The 18,200-nt window shown below is 72.6% G+C and carries 15 protein-coding genes; 9 read left to right on the plus strand and 6 right to left on the minus strand.

Annotation, left to right across the window (positions count from 1 at the left end; genetic code table 11):
• The first annotated feature begins 48 nt into the window (after positions 1-48).
• Positions 49-1,260, plus strand: coding sequence for an IS110 family transposase (locus ACFYUV_RS09005; RefSeq protein ID WP_387667475.1), 1,212 nt, complete (start codon positions 49-51; stop codon positions 1,258-1,260).
• Positions 1,261-1,563: 303 nt separating this feature from the next.
• Here the strand turns inward: ACFYUV_RS09005 and ACFYUV_RS09010 are convergent, their stop codons facing one another.
• Positions 1,564-2,298: an SDR family oxidoreductase gene (locus ACFYUV_RS09010; RefSeq protein WP_387666603.1), complete on the minus strand. Its 735-nt coding sequence runs from the start codon at positions 2,296-2,298 to the stop codon at positions 1,564-1,566.
• Between the two features lie 111 nt (positions 2,299-2,409).
• Here ACFYUV_RS09010 and ACFYUV_RS09015 point away from each other — a divergent pair, with 111 nt between their 5' ends.
• The 4 genes from ACFYUV_RS09015 to ACFYUV_RS09030 all read left to right on the plus strand — a co-directional run bounded on the left by ACFYUV_RS09015 (position 2,410) and on the right by ACFYUV_RS09030 (position 6,701).
• A complete protein-coding gene (locus tag ACFYUV_RS09015) occupies positions 2,410-3,114 on the plus strand; it encodes a TetR/AcrR family transcriptional regulator (RefSeq protein ID WP_387666605.1) in 705 nt (234 codons plus the stop codon).
• A 412-nt stretch (positions 3,115-3,526) separates the two neighbouring features.
• A complete protein-coding gene (locus ACFYUV_RS09020) occupies positions 3,527-5,764 on the plus strand; it encodes an alpha/beta hydrolase (protein ID WP_387666608.1) in 2,238 nt (745 codons plus the stop codon).
• Positions 5,765-5,861: 97 nt separating this feature from the next.
• On the plus strand, positions 5,862-6,317 hold the full coding sequence (locus ACFYUV_RS09025; RefSeq protein WP_364331199.1) for a GNAT family N-acetyltransferase: 456 nt from the start codon (positions 5,862-5,864) through the stop codon (positions 6,315-6,317).
• Positions 6,318-6,470: 153 nt separating this feature from the next.
• Positions 6,471-6,701, plus strand: coding sequence for an FG-GAP repeat protein (locus ACFYUV_RS09030; RefSeq protein ID WP_387666611.1), 231 nt, complete (start codon positions 6,471-6,473; stop codon positions 6,699-6,701).
• A gap of 8 nt (positions 6,702-6,709) precedes the next feature.
• On the opposite strand, the gene ACFYUV_RS09035 is transcribed toward ACFYUV_RS09030, so the two are convergent.
• Positions 6,710-7,282 carry a TetR/AcrR family transcriptional regulator gene (locus ACFYUV_RS09035; RefSeq protein ID WP_387666613.1) on the minus strand — a complete coding sequence of 191 codons (573 nt, stop codon included), beginning with the start codon at positions 7,280-7,282 and terminating at the stop codon, positions 6,710-6,712.
• A 72-nt stretch (positions 7,283-7,354) separates the two neighbouring features.
• Here ACFYUV_RS09035 and ACFYUV_RS09040 point away from each other — a divergent pair, with 72 nt between their 5' ends.
• From ACFYUV_RS09040 to coaE, 3 genes are read left to right on the plus strand one after another with little or no spacing between them, the layout of a single operon-like run.
• Positions 7,355-7,927, plus strand: a complete 573-nt coding sequence (locus ACFYUV_RS09040) for a dihydrofolate reductase family protein (protein WP_387666616.1) — start codon at positions 7,355-7,357, stop codon at positions 7,925-7,927.
• A 26-nt stretch (positions 7,928-7,953) separates the two neighbouring features.
• Positions 7,954-8,112, plus strand: a complete 159-nt coding sequence (locus tag ACFYUV_RS09045) for a hypothetical protein (protein WP_387666619.1) — start codon at positions 7,954-7,956, stop codon at positions 8,110-8,112.
• Positions 8,113-8,160: 48 nt separating this feature from the next.
• A complete protein-coding gene (coaE, locus tag ACFYUV_RS09050) occupies positions 8,161-8,763 on the plus strand; it encodes a dephospho-CoA kinase (RefSeq protein ID WP_387666621.1) in 603 nt (200 codons plus the stop codon).
• A 17-nt stretch (positions 8,764-8,780) separates the two neighbouring features.
• Here the strand turns inward: coaE and ACFYUV_RS09055 are convergent, their stop codons facing one another.
• A complete protein-coding gene (locus ACFYUV_RS09055; RefSeq protein WP_387666623.1) occupies positions 8,781-14,375 on the minus strand; it encodes a TIR domain-containing protein in 5,595 nt (1,864 codons plus the stop codon).
• Between the two features lie 75 nt (positions 14,376-14,450).
• Between ACFYUV_RS09055 and ACFYUV_RS09060 the strand changes: the two genes are divergently transcribed.
• Positions 14,451-15,605, plus strand: coding sequence for an SLC13 family permease (locus tag ACFYUV_RS09060; protein ID WP_387666626.1), 1,155 nt, complete (start codon positions 14,451-14,453; stop codon positions 15,603-15,605).
• A gap of 12 nt (positions 15,606-15,617) precedes the next feature.
• Here ACFYUV_RS09060 and ACFYUV_RS09065 read toward each other — a convergent pair whose 3' ends face one another.
• The 3 genes from ACFYUV_RS09065 to ACFYUV_RS09075 are packed head-to-tail and all read right to left on the minus strand — an operon-like array spanning position 15,618 to position 18,126.
• On the minus strand, positions 15,618-16,421 hold the full coding sequence (locus ACFYUV_RS09065) for an inositol monophosphatase family protein (protein ID WP_387666629.1): 804 nt from the start codon (positions 16,419-16,421) through the stop codon (positions 15,618-15,620).
• A 10-nt stretch (positions 16,422-16,431) separates the two neighbouring features.
• Entirely contained in the window at positions 16,432-17,052 is a 621-nt protein-coding gene (locus ACFYUV_RS09070; protein WP_358293794.1) for a hypothetical protein, read from the minus strand.
• Between the two features lie 9 nt (positions 17,053-17,061).
• Positions 17,062-18,126 carry a hypothetical protein gene (locus tag ACFYUV_RS09075; RefSeq protein WP_387666632.1) on the minus strand — a complete coding sequence of 355 codons (1,065 nt, stop codon included), beginning with the start codon at positions 18,124-18,126 and terminating at the stop codon, positions 17,062-17,064.
• Positions 18,127-18,200: the final 74 nt, after the last annotated feature.

Below are 18,200 nucleotides of genomic sequence, written 5' to 3' on the forward strand. Positions count from 1 at the left end.
TGCTCAGGGTGATCGGCATCGAGAACGGGAGGACCGTTGCGACTGTTCATGGGAGATGACTGGGCCGAGGAACATCACGATGTGGAGGTGATGGACGGCTCCGGCCGGAGGCTGGCCAAGGCCCGTCTGCCCGAGGGCGTGGCCGGGATGGCCCGGCTGCACGCCATCGTTGGCGAGCTGGCCGGAGACGACGCCGATGAGGTCGAGGTGCTGGTGGGCATCGAGACCGACCGGGGACCGTGGGTGGCCGCGCTGGTCGCTGCCGGGTATACGGTGCTGGCGGTCAACCCGTTGCAGGCCTCCCGGTTCCGGGACCGGCTCGGGGTCTCGGGAGCCAAGAGCGATGCCGGGGACGCGCACGTGCTGGCCGACATGGTCCGCACCCACGCCCACGAGCTGCGCGCTGTGGCGGGGGACTCGGCCGAGGCCGAGGCGATCAAGGTCGTGGCCCGCACGCACAAGACCCTGATCTGGGAACGGACCCGGCACACCCAGCGGCTGCGGCACGCGCTGCGTGACTACTTCCCGGCTGCGCTGGTCGCCTTCGAGGACCTGGACGCCGTCGACAGCCTGGAGCTGCTGGCCAAGGCCCCTACCCCGGCGCAGGCCGCCAGGCTGACGATCGGGCAGATCAGTGCCGCTTTGCAGCACGCCCGCCGCAAGAACGTGGCCGACAAGGCCGTGGTGATCCAGGCGGCGTTGCGCGCTGAGCACCTTGGTCAGCCGGAGGTGGTGATCGACGCCTACGCCGCCTCCGTCCAGGCGTTGCTCGCGGTCCTGAGCGTGTTGAACGCCCAGGTCAAGACGCTGCAAGGGCAGGTCGAGGCCCATTTTGGCGCGCACCCGGCCGCTAAGATCATCCTCTCCCAGCCCGGGCTGGGGATGGTCCTGGGTGCCCGGGTGCTCGCAGAGTTTGGCGACGACCCCAAGCGATACGCCAGCGCCAAGGCCCGCAAGAACTACGCCGGGACCTCCCCGATCACCCGGGCGTCCGGCAAGAAGAAGGTCGCTCTGGCCCGGTTCGTCCACAACGACCGGCTCGTCGACGCCCTGCTCACCCAGGCCTTTAGTGCCCTGAGACTCTCGCCTGGTGCACGCGCCTACTATGACCGGCAACGAGTTCGCGGCTCCGGCCACAACGCCGCGCTGCGCCAGCTCGCCAACCGGCTCGTCGGCATCCTGCATGGATGCCTCAAAACCGGCACGGTCTACGACGAGGCGACCGCCTGGTCGCATCACGCGGAATCGATCGCGGCTTGACATCTAAGCTCCTGGGATGTCTTTCGTGTGGAGATTCAGAGTGAGGCCGCGGATGGCCGGAGGTCTGCGCCGCCGGCGCGGCGGTAGAACCCGGCGCGGATACGGTCGGATACGGTCGGCGACGATCGAGACGACCTCGCTACCGTCCTGACGGCTCCGGCCCTGGCACGAGCCGGGCACACCGTCGGCGTCGGCATAAGGCGAATCGCGGACCGCGACGCGCCCGCCGCCACTCCGGAACGGCTCGCCGGCCGAACCCGCTGGAGGCCCCGGTGACGAGGATGGCCTGTCGCGCGGCGGCCATCAGATGATCCCGCCATTGGCGCGCACGACCTGGCCGTTGATCCAGTGCCCGGCCGGGCTCGCCAGGAAGGCGACGACCTCGGCGATGTCCTCGGGGATGCCGAGCCGTTCCAGCGGCGGCTGCTTGGCGAGCTGCTGGATCGTCGCCTCGGTCTTGCCGTCGAGGAACAGGTCGGTGGCGGTCGGGCCCGGCGCGACCGCGTTGACCGTGATGTTCCGCCCGCGCAGTTCCCGGGCGAGCACCAGTGTCATCGCCTCGACGGCTCCCTTGCTGGCGGCGTACGCCCCGTAGCCCGGGAACTGCAGGCCGACCACGGAGGTGGACAGGTTGACGATCGCGCCACCGTCGCGCATACGGCGCGCGGCCTCCCGGGCCATCACGAACGCGCCGCGGATGTTGGTGCGGTGCAGAGCGTCCAGCTCGTCGAGGTCGAGGTCGGCGATCGGGGACAACGACAGCCGCCCCGCCGAGTTGACGACCACATCGACCCCGCCGAAGGACTTCTCCGTCGCCTCGAACATCTCCGCGACGGCGTTCTCGTCGGCCACGTCGGCCTGGACGGGGATCGCCCGGCCGCCGGATGCCGCGATCTCCTCGACCACCTGCGCCGCGGCGGAGGCCGACCCTTGGAACCCCACTGCGACCGCACAGCCCCGTGCCGCCAGCGCCACCGCGATCGCCTTGCCGATCCCCCGGGAGCCGCCGCTGACGACGGCCACACGCTGGTCACTCATGGAAAACTCCCTGATTTCTAGCAGCGATACGGATTCTCCGTATCGGCGTTACGCGAATCGACGGTAGCACACTTCGTATCGCCGCTATTGATTGGCGCTATCATCGATCGCATGGCAGAGACGGACGCGCTTCGCGCGGCGATGATCGAGGCCGCGGAGCGGCAGCTGGCGTCGTCCTTGGACCATGAGGTGGCCACGCGTGCGGTCTGCGAGGCCGTCGGCGTGAGCCAGCCCGTGCTTTACCGGTTGTTCGGTGACAAGCGCGGGTTGCTGGACGCCGTCGCCGACCACGGCTACGAGCAATATGCCGCGCTCAAGGCCGCCCAGGAGCAGACCGGCGACCCGGTCGCCGACCTGCACGCCGGCTGGGACGGCCACATGGCCTTCGCCCGGGCGAAGCCGGCCCTCTACCAGTTGATGTTCACTCCGCGGCCGTGGTCACACTCGACAGCGCGAGATCGCGTGATGGACCTGCTGGTGGCGGCGCTCACGCGGTGCGCGGCGGCGGGGGCGTTGAAGGCCGAGCCGCAGACCGCCGCTCGGCTGATCCTGTCGGCGAACGTCGGCACCGCCCTCGACCACATCGCCAGACCGGCTCTGTTCGACGACCCCGCGCTGTCCCACCGCATGCGTGACGCCGTGTTCTCGCACGTCCTGACCGGGCCGGCCGCCCAGAACGACGCCGACCCGCTGTACGCCGCCGCGCTGCGCCTGCACGCACAACTCGACCTCACCGGGACCGAGGCCCTGGAACCGGCCGAGACCGCCCTTCTGCGGCGATGGCTTGAGCGCATCACGCAACCCGTCCAAGGATGACGGCCGCGCTCAAGAACACGCTGCCCGCTCGGTCGCCGGCTTTCGCGGCGTAGCGCCCGCTGCCCGGGTCTGCCTTCTCGCCGTTTCCCGACCAGGTACGGACGGCAACGACGGAGGCGCTGGTGCCACCCTGGCATGTGGCGCGTCGCCTCCCTCAAGGAGGGGAGGCTGAGCCGCAGGGTGGGGCTGGGCAGTCCTTGAGAGTCTGATTACTGTCTTCTCCCTCCTCTGGCCCGAGCGGGGTTCTGTGAGGGGGCGGGGGTTCGGTGGCACGGAGAATCGCCGAGCGGGCGCGAGATTTTACCCATCGACCTTTTACGACTTCTCTACCTGCGAAGACGGCCGCTGGAAAACTGACATGCGGCTGGAGGTACGAGCGTTCGGGGGCGATGCGGTGCGTATGGTTCGGCGCGTGATCCCGGTGGTGGCGGCGGTCACCGTCCTGGTTCCGGCGGCAGGCGGGGGAGTCGGGCAGGCGATGCGCCTGGTCGCCTCGCCGACCCCATGGCCGGAACGCGACGTGACCGAGCTCGCGGAGCCGCGACCCGAGGCGGCCTGGCCGGAGAAGCCCAGGCAGGACACGGCCGGATCGGCTGGGGTGGACGTGGGGGCGACCAGATCGGCAGGCTCGGAGTTCGGAGCGGCCGGATCGGCGGCGTCGGAGCTCGGGACGGCCGGATCGGCGGCGTCTGATCTTGGGGCGGCCGGGTCGGCAGGGCAGGGGCTCGGAGCGTCGGAGCTCGGGGCGGCGGGGCTGGAGGAGCGGGGCGTTGCCGGGGCGGTGCGGCCGGCGCCTGGGCGGGAGAGGCTCGTCTGGTCCGAGTGCGGCGGCGGGCTGCGGTGCGCCACGTTGCCCGTCCCCGCCGACTGGGCCAAGCCGCGCGAGGCCCGCGTGGCCGTCCGGCTCGCCATGATGCCCGCCCAGGACCCGCTGCGGCGGCTCGGCGCGCTGGTGGTCAACACGGGGGCCGCGTCGGTCGTCCGAGAGGTCGTGGCGCGGCCGGACACCGTCGGCGAACTGGCCAGATGGTTCGACGTCGTGCTGGTCGAGGCGCGCGGGGCCGGGGATGGGGGGCACGCGGGGGCGTGCCCCCGACCCCGGCCGGACCCGGCCCGGCTGCAGGTGGCCGAGGGGCGGACGGTTTGGCGCGCGTTCGCCCGGGACAACGCCGTCCACGACCGGGCCTGCCGCGCCGCGCTCGGGCCCGCCTACGCCGGGCTGACGTCCTGGCAGGTCGCCCACGACCTCGATGCCGTACGCGCCGCGCTGGGGGAGTCGCGGCTGCGCTACCTGGGCAACGGCTACGGGAGCGTGTACGGGCAGGCGTACCTGGAGCTGTTCCCCGGCCGGGCCGGGCGGATGTACCTGGAGGGGCTGCCCGACCACACCGAGACCGGGCTCGAACGGCGGCTGCTAGCCCATGCCCGCGCCCAGGAGCGGCAGCTCGGGTACTTCCGCGACTGGTGCCGGAACCGTCCCGGCTGCCCGCTCGGCCGCGCGGACGCCGTCCGGGTGTTCGACGGTCTGGTCAGGCGTGCGCCTCTGCGGCTCGGTGGCGGCGAGCGTACGGTGAGCGGGCACGAGATCGCCGCCGCCGTATGGGCGGGCCTCACGCCCGCACGGTGGCCGGCGCTCGCGCAGGCCCTCTCCAGAGCCCGAACAGGCGACGCCACGGGCCTGGCCGCCCTGCTCCCCGCCGAGCCCCCACAACCCACCCCTCCCGCCCCGAAGGCATCCGCAGGTACGGCCGGAGCCCGCCTCGGTGCAGGACAGACACCTCCCGGCACGGCGGGAGCGATCCCCGGCACAGGCCAGGCGGCCCCCGCAGGTACGGCGGGAACGCCCCTCGGCGCAGGGCAGACGCCTCCCGCACCGGTCGGCACCCGGCCCTCTGAGGCGCTGCCGGGGAGGTCGGGGGCGACGCCTCAGGGACCGGCTGGGGCGACCTCTCGGCGCGGAGCGGCAGTTCCTGGAGCGGCGGTCCCGGACACGGCGGTCCCGGACACGGCAGTTCCTGGAGAGGCGGCCCCTGGTGCCGCGGCCCCTGGGGCGGCCTCAGGAGTGGCGGGGGGAGGCGTCGCGTCCGATGCGCGGGCGGCTTCAGGGACGGCGGGGGCGGTGTCGCGGCCTGGGGAGGCGGCTCCCGGTGTGGTGGGGGGAGTGGCGTCCGAGGTGGGGGAGGTGGGGCCGGCGAGTGCGGAGGGGGTCAGGTGGTGTCACGACTTCGGGTTGGCGGCGCCCGGTTATCGCCGTTTTCTCCAGATGGAGGCGCGGCTGCGGAAGGCGGCCCCACGGGTGGGGTGGCTGAGCGGGCGGGCGGAGGTCGCCAGATGCCTGGGGGCGGCACGTTCGCCGGGCTGGGCACCGCACCCGTTGCCGGCCGGGCTCAAGGTGCCCCCGGTGCTGGTCGGCGTGGGACGGCTGGACAACGAGACGCCGTCCTCCGGGGCGGCAAGGGCGGCCGGGCAGATCCCCGGGGCGAGGGTCCTGTGGCACGGGGACGGGCAGGGCGCGTACCTGGCGCAGGGCGTGAGCAGGCTGCGCGCCGCCTGCCTGCGTACGAAGGTGCACGACTACCTGGTCAACGGCGTCCTGCCGAAGCAGAGCACCTTCTGCCCCGGGGAGCTCACAGCGGGCAACGCTCCCTAGCCGGCAGCGCGGGAGGACCGTCCAAGGCCGGGCGGCGGGCGGTCAGAGGGCGGGAAGTCGGCGGTGGCGGTGGGAAGGCAGCAGATAGGGTGCTGGCGTGAAGATCGAACGGGCGGTGGCGGCGGACGCGGGCGAGATCCTCACCCTGCAGCGGGCGGCGTACGTGAGCGAGGCCCAGCTCTACGGCGACCCCTACATCCCGCCGCTCGTGGAGTCGCTGGAGCAGGTGCGCAAGGCCGTCGAGACGGGCGTCGTGCTCAAGGCCGTGGACGCCGGCCGGATCGTCGCCGCAGTGCGCGGGCAGGTGGCCGGTACCACCTGCCTGGTCGGACGGCTGGTGGTCGCGCCCGACCGGCAGGGGCAGGGGCTCGGCACGGCCCTGCTCGCGGCGTTGCACGAGCAGGTGCCGGAGGCGGGGGCGTTCGACCTGTTCACGGGGCATCTGTCGGAGGGGAACCTGCGGCTGTACCGGCGGCTGGGCTACCGCGAGACCCGGCGGGAGCGGATGGACGACCACCTCACCCTGATCCACCTGCGCCGCAGCGCAGACTGATCGTTTCTTCGGGGGCCTGTCCGGTGCCCGGCGCCACGGCGTCCGGGCGGGCGGGGTTGTGGTGATTCCAGGGAGGAAGAGCTCGCCTCGCGGCCCGTCTCATCACCCAGGACGCCATGACGGCCCCCGACGGGAGCGCCACCGACCCGATCGGTGAGCCGTCGCAGGCGGGTGGCCGCTTCGGTCAAGGTCCTGGACGTCACCGGCGACGGCAAGGCCGAGGTCGTCGCAGGCGCCCCTGCCCAGAGCTGCCGCGCGGGCAGGCCCGCCGTCCTGCGCGGCTCGTCCGGCTGCGTCCTCGCCACCGGCACCCAGGTCTGCCACGCGGACCAGTTCGGCCCAGCCTCGCCCGACACCGCCTTCGGCAAGCTCCTGGCCCGGTGAACGCGTTGTCAGCCGTGCAGTGATCTCCGCACGGCGGCGTCCACGAGCTGGCGGACCTCCTGCTCGCTGAAGATGTCCGGCAAAGTCAGCCGTTCGACGATGAGCCAGTTCAGGGCGAGGTAGAGCAGGACCACCGAGGTCGAGTCACCGGGCAGGCCCGACGTCGCGTGGTAGCCGATGTTGGCGTCGATGTCCTCGCGGATGCGCTTGGTGAGCACGGCGCGCAGCTCAGGACGCCGGGTGGACTCCAGCCGCAGTTCGAGCAGGGCCAGGTAGCCGGAGTTGAAGGCGGTGACCCGGTCCACCAGCTCGTGCATGAGCTCGGCGTAGCGGGTCTCGTCCTGCACGCCCTCCTGGCCGCGGGCGAGCGTGGCCTCGTCGGGCAGCAAACGTTCGTAGATGCGTCCGCCGACCTGGGTGAACAGGTCGTCGCGGTTGGCGAAGTAGTTGGAGGCCGTGCCGGGGGGCACCGCCGCCTCGGCGTCGACGGCCCGGAACGTCAGCCCGCGCGCTCCCTCCCTGGCCAGCACCTCGATGGCCGCGTCGATCAGCGCCTGCCTCCGCTCGGGATTCTTCCGCACTTGACACCACTCCAGACGTAGTACTATGTTCAAACCACTTCAGTCATAGTACTACAGTAGGAGTTGCTCCGAATGCGAAAGCTTGTCTACTACATCGGCGTCTCCCTCGACGGCTACATCGCCGGGCCCGGCGCCGAGTTCGACTTCTACCCCGTGTCCGCCGAGATGGCCGACTGGATCAACACCCGCTATCCCGAGACGCTGCCCACCCACGTCCGCAGGCTCGTCGGCCTTGAGGGCGTGCCCAACAAGGTGTTCGACACCCTGGTGATGGGCCGCGGCACCTTCGAGCCGGCCCTGGAGGTGCCCACCACCAGCCCGTACTCCCACCTGCGCCAGTACGTCGTCTCCAGCACGCTGACGATCGACGACCCCACGGTGCACGTGGAGAAGGGTGACCCGATCGAGCTCGTCCGGCGGCTGAAGGCCGAGGACACCGGCATGGACATCTACCTCTGCGGCGGCGGCAAGCTCGCCGGCTCCCTGCTCCCGGAGATCGACGAGATCATCCTCAAGCGCTACCCCGTGGTGGCCGGGGCGGGCATCTCCATGTTCTCCGGCCGGTTCAGCCCCACCCTGTTCACCCCGACCAGGCGCGAGTCCTTCGACAACGGCGCCCAGGTCACCTGGCTCACCCGCGCCTGACCCCCACCCCCCAAGGAGGAAAAAGTATGCAGATCAAACTTCCCGCCACGATCACCCAGGCCAGGTCCGACCAGCAGGCCCGCTCTCCGCACCGGCACGACCAGCCGGCGCGCGACCTCAAGCCCACGGGCCGGGCCAACCCCTCCCGCCGTCCGACCGCCGCGCCGCGCCGCGGCGGGTACTGAGCGAGCCGGCGGGATGACCGGGTACGCCGGGATGGGTAGTCTTTTCCGGTGCTGAAGATTGGGCTGACCGGCGGCATCGGCTCCGGCAAGAGCGAGGTGTCCAGGCGGCTGTCGGCCAGGGGCGCCGTCGTCATCGACGCCGACAAGATCGCGCGAGAGGTGGTCGAGCCCGGCACGGTGGGGCTGTCCCGGGTGGTGGCCGCGTTCGGGGAAGGGGTGCTGCGCCCCGACGGCTCGCTGAACCGGGAGCGGCTGGGCGCGGTGGTCTTCGCCGACCCCGACCGGCTGGCCGCGCTCAACGCGATCGTGCATCCGCTGGTGGGGGAGCGGGTGGCCGAGCTGCAGGGCCAGGCGGCCGACGACGCGATCCTGGTCTACGACGTGCCGCTGCTCGTGGAGAACAAGCTGGCCCCCATGTACGACGTGGTGATCGTGGTCGACGCGGCCGACGAGGTGCGAATCCGGCGCCTGGCCGACCACCGCGGCATGCCGGAGGCCGACGCCAAGGCCCGCATCGCCGCCCAGGCGAGCCGGGAGGACCGCCTGGCCGCCGCCGACCTGGTGATCCCCAACGAGGGCTCGCTCGACGACCTGGAGGCCCGGGTCGACGAGGTCTGGCACGAGCTCGTACGCCGCGCCGCCCGCGGATAGCAGTCACCCACCTGCGGTCAGAAGGGCGAGTCGAGCGGCACCTGGCTCACCTCCGGCAGGTACGGATCCAGCTCCCCCAGCTCGAACCGTGACATCCCGATGACGTGCCAGAACTGCCCGCCCGGCTCGCCGTGCACCTTGTACCGCCCGTCCGGCGCCAGGGCGGCCCAGCCCTCGGGCAGCCCCAGCAGCGTCGCCCGCCGCTCGCCGCCCTCCCAGAGGATCACCACGCCGTCGTCGCCGGCGCTGGCCAGCAGGTCGGACGTGGGGCTGTAGGCCACCGACCACACCCGGCGCGCGTGCCCGGTGAGGGTGTGCAGCAGCTGCCCGGTCGCGGTCTCCCACACCCGCACGGTCATGTCGTCGCCGCCGGTCGCCAGGTGGCGGCCCGTGGCGTCGAAGGCCAGGCTCCACAGCCGGCCTTCGTGCTGGGTGAGCGTGTGCGCCAGGCGCGGCTGCCAGGGCTGGCCGGGCCGCAGCTCCCACACCAGCGCGCGGCCGTCGTTGCCGGCGCTGGCCAGGTAGCGGCCGTCGGGGGAGAAGGCCACGGAGTACACCCGGTCGGTGTGGCCCTCCAGCGTCGCCACCCGGCCGCCGGAGGAGACGTGCCACAGGCGGACGAGCTTGTCGTCGCAGCCGGTGGCCACGTAGTCGCCGAGAGGGCTGAAGGCGATCGAGCGCACCCGCCCCCGGTGGTCGACCAGGTCGACGGCCATGCGGCCGGTCGGCCGGTACCAGATCTTGACGCTGTCGTCGTCGTTGGCGGTGGCCAGCATGTTGCCGTCGGGGCTGAACGCCTCGGCCCACACGTGGTCGGTCTCGGCGTGCAGCTCGCGCTCGTAGTCGCCGGTGGTGGCGTTCCAGAAGTGCACGCCGCCGTCGTTGCTGGAGGTGGCCAGCACCGGGCCGGCGGGCGAGAACAGCGCGGAGATCAGCCGGTCGGCGGTGCCGGTGAACTCCCGCAGCCGCCGCCCGGTGCGCGGCTCCCACACCCGGACGACGCCGTCGTTGCCGCTGGTGGCCAGCATCGAGCCGTCGGCGCTGAAGCGCACCGACGAGATCCGCCGGCCGTGGCCGCGCAGCACCCGCTGGCACTGCCCGGAGATCGGGTCCCACAGCCGCACGGTGCCGTCGTTGCTGCTGGTGGCCAGCTGCTGGCCGTCGGGACGGAACGCGAACGGCCAGACCGAGCTGCGATGCCCGGTCAGCTCGACGCGCTTGCCGCCGCCCACGGGCTGCAGCCGGACCGTGCCGCCGGAGTCGCCGCTGGCCAGCGTGCGGCCGTCGGGGCTGAAGGTCACCTGGTAGACGGCCGCCGTGTGGGTGGTGTGCACGCCGAGCGGCTCGCCCGACGGCTCCCACAGGCGCACGTTGCCGGACGTGTCGCCGCTGGCCAGCATCGAGCCGTCGGGGGAGAACGTCAGGCAGTAGACGCTGCCGGTGTGGCCGGTCAGCTCGTGCCGGGGGGACCAGGTGGCGGTGTCCCAGAGCCGGATCGTGCCCGCCTCGTCGCCGGTGGCCAGCAGGGTGCCGTCGGGGCTGTGCACGGCCCGGTAGACGCTGCCGCGGTGGCCGTCGAGGGTCACGGCCGTCTCCCCGGTGGCCAGGTCCCAGACCCGGACGACGCCCGCGGAGTCGCCGGTCACCAGCTGCGAGCGGCCGAAGGAGGCGGTGTAGACCGGCGCCCGGTGGCCCGGCAGCTCGTGGACCAGCCGGCCGGTCGCGGTCTCCCACACCCGGACCACGCCGTCGCCGCCGCCGGCCGCCACCAGCTCGCCCGAGGCGCTGAGGCGTACCGGCCACACGCCGTCGGGATGGCCGGTCAGGGTGTGCAGGCGCCGGCCGGTGAGGGTGTCCCAGAGCTGGACCGTGCCGTCGCTCGCGCCGGTGGCCAGCAGGTCGCCGGCGAAGGTGACGGCGTAGACGCGGCCGCGGTGGCCCTGGAGGGTGCGGACCGGGGAGCCGCCCGCGCACAGCAGCACGCCGCCGTCCTCGTTGCCGATGGCGATGGTCGAGCCGTCGGGGCTGTAGGCGATGGGCTCGGGCAGGCGGGAGGTCTGGAAGTGGTAGCCGTACGGGACGCCGATGCCGGCCGGCGCGAACTCCACCTCCACCGGCTGGCCCGGCACCACCGCCGCGCCCGGCAGGTGCGGCAGCGTGCCGGTGACGTTGATCAGGGACGCCCGGTGCCAGCGGGCGCCCTCGACCGTGACGTCGCTCAGGTCGACCTGCGCCAGCCGCGCGCCCGACAGGTCGGCCCCGGTCAGGTCGGCGCCGGTCAGCCGGGCGCCGTCGAGCCGGGCGCCGGCCAGGCTCGCGTCGCGCAGGACGGCCCTGGACAGGTTCGTGCCGGCGAGGGTGGCCTCCGACAGGTCGGCGCCGGTCAGGTCGACCTCCTGCAGGTCGCGCGCCGACAGGTCTTCGCCCTTGAGGTTCGCGCCGCGCAGGTCGGCCTTGGCCGGGGTGCGCAGCCTGGCCGCGATCTTGACCGCGTTCGCCATGGCCACGTCGTCGGCGGGCGGGTCGGCCACCCAGGCGCGCAACGCCCGTACGTCGGCCAGGTCGCACAGGAACTCGACGGTCAGCGCCGACAGCGGCCTGCGGGTCAGCGGGAGGGGATTGTCGAGGTTCGCGGCGATGTGGCGGGCGATGAGCCATTCCATCACTGAGGCGTGGATGAACCCGAACATGCCCTCCTCGGTGCGCACGAGCAGGCTGCCCGAGCCCATCGCGTGCGCGGCGTGCGCGGGCGAGAGCTGGCCCGAGGCCAGGTCGCTCAGCGTCTCGCCGATCTCGGTCAGCTCGTCGACGCCGAGCAGCGTCTCGCCGCTGTCCCACAGGCGCAGCGCCAGCGCGGTCACCACCCGCCACAGCTCGCCGATCGACAACGCGCCGGGCGAGCCAGGGACGCGGGCCCGCCGCTCCTCGAAGGCCAGCCAGGTGCTCAGGATCTCCTCGTACAGCAGGGCCGGGCTGAGGGTGTGCTGGGCGCCGGCGACCGTGCGCAGGCGGTCGGCGTCGAGATCGGCGATGAAGCTGAGCATGCGCGGGTTCTGGGCCAGCGCCAGCAGGTCTTTGATCTCGCCCATGAGCGACATGCGGGCGCCGGCCTCGTCGCCGTCGTCGAACCGGTTGGCCAGGTAGGAGCGGATCTGGTCGTGCGTGAAGTCCTCCACGCTGAGCACCCGCCGCTGCGGCAGCACGCCCACCATCTCGCCGAGCGAGGTCAGCACCTGGCTGTGCGACTTGAAGTGCTGCGTACGGCTGGCCACCACGATCTTGGCCTTGTCCTCGGCCGCGGCCAGCAGGGTGGCCAGGTGGTCGGCCGCCCGGTCGTAGGTCAGCCGGGTGACCAGCTCGTCGAACCCGTCGAACAGCAGCACGATGCGCCCCTGCCGGAGCAGGTAGCGGAACGCCTTGAGATCGATGAACTCCTCGCCGTGCCCGGCCAGGTGGGCGGCGACCAGGGCGTCGACCGAGTGGGCCTTGTCCAGGGCGCGCAGCTCGATGAAGATCGGCGTCAGGTGCGGCAGCTCGGCCGGGATGCGCCTGGCCAGCTCGCGCAGCGCGAACGTCTTGCCGTGGCCGAAGTCGCCGAGCAGCAGCAGGAACCGGCCGTGGTCGGCGGCCAGCAGCCGCATCAGCTCGTCGGTGAGCCCCTGCCTGATCTGGCTGCCCGGCCGGTCGAGCTCGCGGTAGCGCTGGGGGACGTACAGGCCGGGCGGGTAGCGGCGGTCGCCGGTGAGCCGGGCGGTCTGCTCGGCGACATATCCCGACAGGTCGAGCAGGCCCTGGAACTCCAGGAAGCTGCGCACCCGCACGCCCTTGCGCATGAGGTCGTCGCGGAGCGCGCGGGAGGCCGGCGGGCCCTGGTAGATCAGCTCGGCGGCCAGGTCGGCGGCGTGGGCGCGGCGGGCGAACCCGGTCGCGGCGGCCTCGGTCAGCTCGCCGACGTGCGCGCCGATCATGAGCTGCCGGACGAACCCGTCCTCGGGATGGGTGACCACCAGGTGGTCGGGGAAGCGCCGGATCTTGGCCCGCTCGTGCCGGGCCTCGCAGACCTCGGTGATGCGGTCGAGCAGCAGCTCCACAGGGCTCGGCTCGCGCTCCTCGGGCTGGGGGGCGGGCGGCGGGGTGCCGGGGGTCTCGCCGGTGAACGTGGCCCGCACCGCCCGCCAGCCGTGCCGGGCGCGCGCGGGCTTGCCGGTGTCGGGCGTCCAGGTGCGCATGCCGTCGGGGGAGATCTCGATCACCTGGTGGCGGCCGGAGCGCGGGGCCGCGACCGCGGCGAAGCCCGGCCGCGGCTCGGCGGCCGGGACGCCCGCGCCGGACCCGTGGAAGAGCAGGTTGAGCCGGTGGGTGAGCAGCCGGTCGAACGTGGGCGCGTCCCGCAACGCGGCGGGCGGATGGCCGATCGCGCCCAGCCGCAGCCAGGCGCTCTCCTCGTAGGGGCGCAGCCGCTCGGCGAACCACGCGGCCTGCGCCTCGCCCAGCAGCGCGTACGCGTCGCGCTCCAGATGGCTCATCGCCATCGTCGAGTTGAGCCCCGCCACGACCACCCTCAGGTCGGGCACCTCGAACAACGTCCAGGGCTGGCCGCCGTCGAACACCCGGTCGTCGAGCCCCTGGTACACCTCGCGGAACAGGCCGGCGAAATGCCGCCACTTGGGCCAGTAGGGGGGCTGCGGGCTCACGTCGTCGGCCTCGCAGGTCATGAAGTACGCGCTGGCCGCGGCCTTGGTGACGTCGCGCGGCCCGGGCAGCAGCACCAGCCGGTGGGGCTCCAGCCCGATCAGCAGCCGCAGGTCGGTGACGAACTGCGTGGCCTGCGCGAACTGCCCGAGGCTGCCGGACTCGGTCAGGTCGCCGCTGACCACCATGAGGTCGGGACGCGGCATGCCCCGGTCGTACATGGCCGTCAGGTCGGCCCAGATGCGGGCCTGCATGTCCTCCGGCGTGAACGGCTCGCCGGGATCGGGCAGCGCCCGCCCGAACCTCGGCCCGCCGATGTGCAGGACGTTGACCGACTCGCGCCCGCGGTCGTCGCCGCCCGAGGGGGGGAACTTGGGGGCCGTCACCGGGGTGCGGCGGGCCCTGGCCAGGTCGGTCGTCGGGGGCAGCGTCGGGACGGCCGGAGGCGGCACGACCCGGCCGGAGGGGAAGGCGGGGGCCGCCGCCGGCTTGGCCCGCCCGGCCAGCGCCTCGCCGACCCGGCCCAGCAGCAGCGCCCTGGCCTGCCCGGAGTCGGTGACGCCGAGCAGGTCGACCCAGGTGATCGTGGACAGCAGGCCCTCCAGCTGCACGTCCTCCAGCCGGATCGTGACGAGCTTGTTGGAGGGGTTGTCGGGGTCGGCGCGCATGGCCGCCTGCCACTCCATGCGCCCGTAGCGCGAGGTGAGGTAGTTGCGCGAGAGCACGGCCACGACGAGCTGCGCCTCGCTGACCCCGCGGTCCATGAAGTCGATGAAGTTGGTGCCGGGCACGAAGTCCCAGGCTTGGATCATGGTCCGGTAGCCGGCCGCCTCCAGCTCCCAGGCGATCCAGGTCGCCCAGGCGGTGTCGGCCGGGGAGTAGCTGACGAAGATCTCGGTCGGCCTGCCGTCACGTGCCATCTGCTCAGTATCCACCGAGGAATCGGTGATTTGGAGTCAGTGTGCGATCATCGTCGGGTGTGGCGGCGTCTGGCTGTGCTCGATCTGATCCGGATCGGGCTGCTTGCTCTCGGTCTGGTCTTCGTGGCGACCGGTCTGCTGCCGTGGCGCGACGCCGTCGAGAGCCTGGAGACGATCGGGCCGCTGCTGATCTTCCTGGTCGCCATCATCGTGCTGGCCGAGCTGACCAAGGAAGCGCAGGTCTTCGATGCCATCGCGGCCAGGATGGCGGTGCTCGGCCGCGGTAACTACGCCGCACTTTTCTTTCTTTGTACGGCTTTCGCGTCATTTGTCACGATTTTTCTGAACCTTGACACCACCGCCGTCCTGCTCACCCCCGTCATGCTCGCCCTGGCGCCGCGGGCCCGGATCGCCGCCCTGCCGCTGGCGATGACCACCATCTGGCTGGCCAACACCGCGAGCCTGCTGCTGCCCGTCTCCAACCTGACCAATCTGCTCAGCGTGGACAAGCTCGGCCTCGACGCCCAGGGCTTCGCCGCCCGCATGTGGGCCCCGCAGATCGCCTCGATCGCGGTGACGATGGTGTTCCTGTGGGTGTTCTTCTGGCGCCGGGGCGAGCGCCGCGACCTGCGCTACACGCCGCCGGTGCTGGAGCCGGTGGCCGACCGCGTGCTGTTCGGCGCGGCCTCGGCCGGCTGCCTGCTGTTCATCGCCCTGTTGCTGCTCAAGGCGCACGTCGCCGTCGCCGCCACCGCCGCGGCCGTGCTGGTGGTGGCCGCCTTCCTGGTGCGCGACCGGCCCAAGCTGACCTGGAGCCTGCTGCCCTGGCAGCTCGTCATCTTCGTGACCGGGCTGTTCCTGGTGGTGCCCACGCTCAGCGCCCACGGGCTCGACGCGCTGATGACGTGGATGATCGGCACGGAGGGCGACCCGTACCGGACGGCCGCGGTGGGCGCGGGCCTGTCCAACGCGATCAACAACCTGCCCGCTTACAAGGCTGTCGAGGCGGTCATCCCGGCCGCCGACCAGGACCGCCTGCTGGCCCTGCTCGTCGGCACGAACGTGGGCACGGTGATCACCCCGTGGGCCTCGCTGGCCACGCTCCTGTGGTTCGAGTCGTGCCGCCGCCACGGCGTCGCGGTGCCGCTGCGCCGCTTCCTGCTCACCGGCGCCGGCCTGGCCGTCACCGGGCTGCTGGCCACGGTCTGGGCCCTGGTCACGTTCGGCTGAGCGCCGGGGGCGTCAGCCGGGCAGCAGCGACATCAGCCCGGGCAGCGCGCGCGGGTGGGCGGCCACGAAGCTGCGGTCCTCGGCCGTGCCGTCGATGCTCTCCTCGAACGGGCCGCCGTCGAGCGCCCTGATCTCGATCCCGGCCTCCTGGGCCAGCAGCGCGCCGGCCGGCAGGTCGACCGCCTCGGCGCGGTAGCCGACGATGCCGTCGATGTCGCCGCGGGCCAGCATCGCCCACGACAGCAGCGGCGCCCACAGTTGCAGCACCCGCCGGGCGCCCACCTCCAGCGCCGCCTTCAACTCCAGCACGGTGGCGTCGCCCCTGCTCACGCCGTACCCCTGGGTCCAGGCCAGCAGCGGGCCGTGCGGGCTGGCCGTGTACGGCGGCGCCAGCCGCGCCCCCGTGGACGCCACGGCCCCGCGCCCGCGGATCGCCGACCAGGTCTGGGCCGTCACCGGGTCGTGCACCACGCCCAGCACCGGCCGCCCTCCCCGGCACAACGCCACCCCCACGACGTACGTGGGCAGCCCGATGGCCACGTTGTTGGTGCCGTCGAGCGGGTCGACCAGCCACGTCCACTCGCCGCCCGCCGCGCCGATCAGCCCGGACTCCTCGGCCACGATCGTGTGCGACGGGAAGGCCGTCAGGATGCGCTCGACCAGCAGCTTCTCCGAGGCCAGGTCGAGATCGGTGACGACGTCGCCGGCCTCGCCCTTGGCCCGGATGCCGACGGCCCCACGCGTGCCCGCCGCGAGCAGCGCCCCGGCGGCCTGGGCGGCCTCGACGGCCACAGAGCGAGCGTGATCCAGGTCCATCGGGCACCCCTCAGGTCAGGTGGGCGGTGATCAGCCGGACGGCCAGCGCCGTCTCCTCGGCGTTCAGCGGTTCCCGGGGAACGTGGTGGCCGCCCGCCCCGAGCGGGCCGAGCGACAGGTCGCGGCTGCCGGGCCGGCCGCGCCCGAGCGCGATCGTGGCCGCCTCGCCGCCCTCCGGCACCACGCTGCTGTGGAAGCGGTCGGCCGGCAGGGTGTAGGTGTCGCCGGGGCCGAACAGCTCCACCAGCCCGGTCGCGTGCCGCACGGTGCGGCGGGTGGGCGAGATGCGGTCGCCGTCGGCGCCGCTGACCACCTCGAACACCCGGTGCGTGGCGTCGGGCCCCGCGTCGGTGACCACCGCGTGCACGTTGCGCACCTGGCCGTAGAGCACGTGGCTGACCAGGTCCCAGCTGTGGCAGTGGATCTGCGAGGTGGTGCTCTCGGCGTGCTGGAGCGAGTCGGACCACAGGTGGAGGCATACCCCCTCGCCGCCCTCACGCTCCAGCGGCAGGCAGACGAAGCCGAGCGGATGGCGTACGGCCCTGGGGCGCGCGGTTTCCCGCAGCACGCCGAGCGCCCACGACCTGGCCTGTCCGTCGCGGACCCGCTGGAAGACCGACCGGTAGCTCATGAGTTGCACTCACGTTCCGTCTCGTCGGAGGGCCGCAGGACGCGCCTCGCCGTAGGGATCGACGGCGCGCAGGGCCTTGCGCGCGATGTCCACGACGTCGCGGCCGTCGTAGGCCTTGGGGAGAGGCACCCCGATGCGACCGAACAGGTCCTGGACCTCCTCGATCGTGGGCTCGTCGCCGAGCGGCGCCTTCTTGTACATGTCCATCGGCACCCGCCGCGCCTGCTCGAAGCTGAGCCGCAGCTCGGTGTCGCAGTTCTCGTAGTAGAACGTGCCGGCCAGCGCGGTCATGGCGCGGTTGGGGTCCTCCACCGTCATGATCAGCCGGGTGGCCGACAGGTCCCAGCGGAACGTCGTCATCGACGACGACAGACCGACCTCGATGTCGAGCAGGCCGTAACGCTGGCGGTACCAGAAGGCGGCCAGGATCGTCGCGTACGACTCCTTCCTGACCCGGTCGGTCGTCCACGTCTCGCCGGTCGCGTCGGGGGAGTCCGACAGGGAGCGCCGGTAGTGGGCGTACGTCTCGCACACCTCGACGTTGGACGGGTCGATCACCTCGACCCGCACCACCAGGTGCCGTTTGTCCCGGCGGGCGGCGGCCACGCACTCGGGCAGGGTGACCGCGCGCAGGTAGGTGCCGGTGCCGCCCTTGAAGCTCCACCGGGTGGTGTCCTTGCGCGCCTCGGCGTGCATCTGGGCGATCTCCTGCTTGCTGCCCAGCACCCTGACCAGTTGCAGCGCGTCGAGGGCCTTGCGGGTGCCGTGGACGAGCGTCTCGATCTCCTCCAGCCGTGACAGCCGGACGGGGAGCTGGGCCAGCGCGCCGGAGGTGATGGTCTCCTCGACCGGGGCCTGACGGGCGCGGTCGCGCAGCAGGGCGGTGGCCACCAGCGCCATGATCACCAGCGTCGCGGCGTTGACGAGTTGCGTCTGCACATCGGTCGGCACCACCTCGTCGGGCATGATGCCGAGCACGCCGATCACGACCGCCAGTAACAGCGCGATGGCGCCGTCGGCGTTCTGGGCCGCCCATGGGGCGACCCGCTTCAGCGCCGCCGTGAACCGTGCCATCGTTCGCCCGCCCGTCCGACGATCAGTCAATCCCCTAGGTCATCGTAACGACCGCCGGCATGCGACTTCCAGCG

Origin of the sequence: Nonomuraea sp. NPDC003560 (assembly GCF_042878785.1) — a bacterium.
Lineage (GTDB): Bacteria > Actinomycetota > Actinomycetes > Streptosporangiales > Streptosporangiaceae > Nonomuraea.

Bases quoted from the DNA above. Each gene is read 5' to 3' on its own strand.
- ACFYUV_RS09005 (WP_387667475.1), top strand. From the start codon at position 49: ATGGGAGATGACTGGGCCGAGGAACATCACGATGTGGAGGTGATGGAC.
- ACFYUV_RS09010 (WP_387666603.1), bottom strand. From the start codon at position 2,298: ATGAGTGACCAGCGTGTGGCCGTCGTCAGCGGCGGCTCCCGGGGGATC.
- ACFYUV_RS09015 (WP_387666605.1), top strand. From the start codon at position 2,410: ATGGCAGAGACGGACGCGCTTCGCGCGGCGATGATCGAGGCCGCGGAG.
- ACFYUV_RS09040 (WP_387666616.1), top strand. From the start codon at position 7,355: ATGCGAAAGCTTGTCTACTACATCGGCGTCTCCCTCGACGGCTACATC.
- ACFYUV_RS09045 (WP_387666619.1), top strand. From the start codon at position 7,954: ATGCAGATCAAACTTCCCGCCACGATCACCCAGGCCAGGTCCGACCAG.
- ACFYUV_RS09055 (WP_387666623.1), bottom strand. From the start codon at position 14,375: ATGGCACGTGACGGCAGGCCGACCGAGATCTTCGTCAGCTACTCCCCG.
- ACFYUV_RS09065 (WP_387666629.1), bottom strand. From the start codon at position 16,421: ATGGACCTGGATCACGCTCGCTCTGTGGCCGTCGAGGCCGCCCAGGCC.
- ACFYUV_RS09070 (WP_358293794.1), bottom strand. From the start codon at position 17,052: ATGAGCTACCGGTCGGTCTTCCAGCGGGTCCGCGACGGACAGGCCAGG.
- ACFYUV_RS09075 (WP_387666632.1), bottom strand. From the start codon at position 18,126: ATGGCACGGTTCACGGCGGCGCTGAAGCGGGTCGCCCCATGGGCGGCC.